Source organism: Microcystis sp. M20BS1, assembly GCF_020245305.1.
Taxonomy (GTDB): domain Bacteria; phylum Cyanobacteriota; class Cyanobacteriia; order Cyanobacteriales; family Microcystaceae; genus Microcystis; species Microcystis ichthyoblabe_A.
This window is the reverse complement of record NZ_JADBUZ010000192.1, coordinates 1-2,994: the sequence shown is the minus strand read 5'-3', so window position 1 is coordinate 2,994 and position 2,994 is coordinate 1. Positions and strand designations below refer to the sequence as shown.

The 2,994-nt window shown below is 44.0% G+C and carries 3 protein-coding genes; all 3 read right to left on the bottom strand.

The window, feature by feature from the left end:
- Positions 1-253: 253 nt before the first annotated feature.
- The 3 genes from IM507_RS18840 to IM507_RS18830 all read right to left on the bottom strand — a co-directional run bounded on the left by IM507_RS18840 (position 254) and on the right by IM507_RS18830 (position 2,725).
- Entirely contained in the window at positions 254-1,099 is an 846-nt protein-coding gene (locus tag IM507_RS18840) for a hypothetical protein (RefSeq protein WP_253845373.1), read from the bottom strand.
- Positions 1,100-1,477: 378 nt separating this feature from the next.
- Positions 1,478-2,392 carry a C1 family peptidase gene (locus tag IM507_RS18835; protein WP_069474853.1) on the bottom strand — a complete coding sequence of 305 codons (915 nt, stop codon included), beginning with the start codon at positions 2,390-2,392 and terminating at the stop codon, positions 1,478-1,480.
- A 54-nt stretch (positions 2,393-2,446) separates the two neighbouring features.
- Positions 2,447-2,725 (bottom strand): protease inhibitor I42 family protein, encoded by a 279-nt coding sequence (locus IM507_RS18830; protein WP_287637519.1) that lies wholly within the window; start codon positions 2,723-2,725, stop codon positions 2,447-2,449.
- Positions 2,726-2,994: the final 269 nt, after the last annotated feature.

Sequence of the window (2,994 nt, the reverse complement as noted above, 5' to 3'; positions counted from 1 at the left end):
TTGCTAATAAACATAGCAAAATTATAGATGATTTCCTGACCTAAGATCACATTTTATTCTTTTTTCCACTTCAATCTAAGAATTGAGAAAAAAGCAAAACCTTATATTATACCATAAAAAAATTATGCAAGAGGTCTATTTAGTGAGTCCAGGGAAAATCTGCTCTCAGGAGAAAACAATGTTTTGTTCACAGTGTGGAACCAAAAGTGGACATCTCTAAAAATTATCACCCGATCACAGCTTGCTTTGATGCTTACTCGCATTCAAAATATCCACCTTTATCCTCAGACGGGTTTTTACACCAATCGTTAAAATCAATGACAAAGGAGCTTGGTCTAAATCCGTTCTGCCAATAGCTCAAGGTTTTAACTTTATTACTCTCGTTAATACCTTCAACAACTGTAGCATAGAATTCTTTGCGTTTATAAATATTAACCTCTCCTTCTTTTAAGACTTTATCTATCCAGCTTTTTCGTTTTTTTAGTGCTTGATCTTTTTCATATTTTGCACCTTCTAAATTAGTATCGCTGCTAATTACAATAGCCCATTTTTTAATCGATGTTGCTTCTGGATATCGATTGTGTGCAAATGGAGTTACCCCTTGTAAAACATCCATAGCTTTACTTGCAAGCTCTTCAGATTGCATGGCATATAATTTGTTTATATTTTGTAACACAGCTGTCGATTCTGATGCTAAATCAATCTTTGCTTTCGCTATTTCTCCAATAGCCTCAACTGCTTCAAGAGCCCTATCTGTAGCTTTAGCATTGTTGTTTTTCGGATGGGTATCTAGAGGCATTGATTTCAGAATAATTTTCTTAAGGATGAGAATAGATGTGTAACTGGGATTAAGTCGTGCTAAGTTAATTGCTAATTCTTCATGTCCTAAAGATGCAATAACTATAATGGTATTTTCTTTGGCTGCTTGAGCATTAAGAATAGTCCGTCCATTTATTTCACCTACTAAATAAGGCATAAATTTTTCTACCGTTTCAACTCTCTTTATATCGAGTTCTTGTTGACGGAAATAATAATTGGTTAGACCTGTAAACGTTCCTCCTATAGCTCCTCCTATAGTTGTAAATAATAAAGTTACCACGATTTTACTAATATCCCAGAAATCCTTTGGCTCTTCTAGGTTCTGTGTGATAAGTTTAACTTACTATATGATCGATCAATCTTTGTGTCCTTTGTGTCTTTGTGGTTCGTTCCACCCCCTCGCTAGGAGGAATGTATCTTAGAATACATTTTACCCACCAAACCTGGGAGAGCCATTCTTTTTATCTTTCTTATCGTTTTTATCTTTATTATTATTCATAATTCATACCCTCTAAGCTCTGGATAGCATCGATTTATGATCTAGTCTGCATACCCTAAAAAATTCAACAAACGGTGAGTTTTCCCAGCGTCCCCCCTATTCTGAAAAAACTCACCAGAAGCCTTTATTTTGCCCCTCACACCTTATCGAATCGGTCTCCTATCCGAACTGTCCCGTATCGATCCATTCACTCTTGATTAGCGACCACCAATCAGTTGCCAGACCATCGAGGACGTACTTGTAGGGCAGCCAGCCGTAGCCAGCGCTTCCCCAGCCAGTCCCCCAGGAGTTGCGAATCAGCAAGGCACCGGTGGTTTCAATGCCACCGGGGTTAGTATTCTTAATCTTGAGGTTGTCGTCGTAACCGACTGCGTCAATGGCGTGACCGCCGAGAACTCTCTCGCCCGGAGTCGGATAAGGTATCTTACCGCCATTGGTGTTGGCCTGACTGATAGAACTGTAAACAGTAAAGCCAAACATTGAGGGCAGCCCATTTGCCAAGTAGGTTTTAATCTGAGTTAATAGGTTGCTCCGTGTCGTTCCTGGGGGGTCGAGGCGGTAGTAGGAAATCGCCTGATAGCTTTGGCCAAAAGCGTAGCAGAATGCCGACGGCTCTTTGTCAAAATCAGCGATATTGTAGGGATAGTACTCTTCTGGTGGTACGCCAAACAAGGTGAGGGCGTACATTGTTGAGCGCAAGAAGGCTCCCGTATCTCCCGTCCATTTGAGCAAGTTGCGCGTCACTTTGTAGAGGAAGAGTCTGGAAGCATCGAGGTGTTTGCCAAAAGCTCGCCGCTCAAAATACTCCACCAGTCCGACACCGGCGTGGGCCGTACAAGAACCGATAGTTTTTTGATCCTCGATGGGGGAACACCACGGCCTCAAGTCCACGCTGGTTGGCAGCGCTGCTGGGGCAGATGTCGTTGCTCCCACTTTGGCCAGCATTTGCTTGACAGATGGCTGTCCCAAAGCTTGCAGTTTGGACGGTACGCGTTCAGATTGAAAAGTGACATCACGAATATCGGGATAGTCGGGCAACCATCCCATTGCGGGAATTACAAATGTTTCACTCATTTTTCCTTTCCTCCTAAGTCGTTACTCACTAGCCCTTGGCTATCTGAGAAGCCTTTACTCTCGGACTTGGAGCGTGACAGTAAATCGTTCGACAATTGACGGCTCTCCCTGCCACTCTCGCCAGAGCTTAAGCTTTAGTTGGCCTATCCCAGCCCGTTGCGCTTTAAAGGTCAGGACTCTCTGACCGCCCCCGCCGACTCTCGACTCTATGGCAGGTACATACTCAGAGGCCTGCAGCTTCACTAAATCGCTCCCGACACCATCGACCGCCCACTGAAAGCCGGTAGTGGGATTCTCGTCGAGGGACAGTAGCAGCAGGTCATTGACCTGCATGGTGATGGATTTGCCGTTGTCAGCGCGAGTAAGGGTTAGCATTGTATCTTGACCGTTCCCTCCTTTCGGGTTCCACTCTGTCGCCCCACAGCCTTGGAAAAAGACCGGGGAAAGCACGAGGATTAGAGTTTTGACATCCTCGCCGCCCTAAAAGTGCGGCGATTCCTAAACCTCACGATTTAAGTTTCTGCTTCCACCACCGTCGCATACCACAGTTAAAAAACCATGTACTGTCTTACACAGAGTCCACAGACTTTCGCCCCATTTCA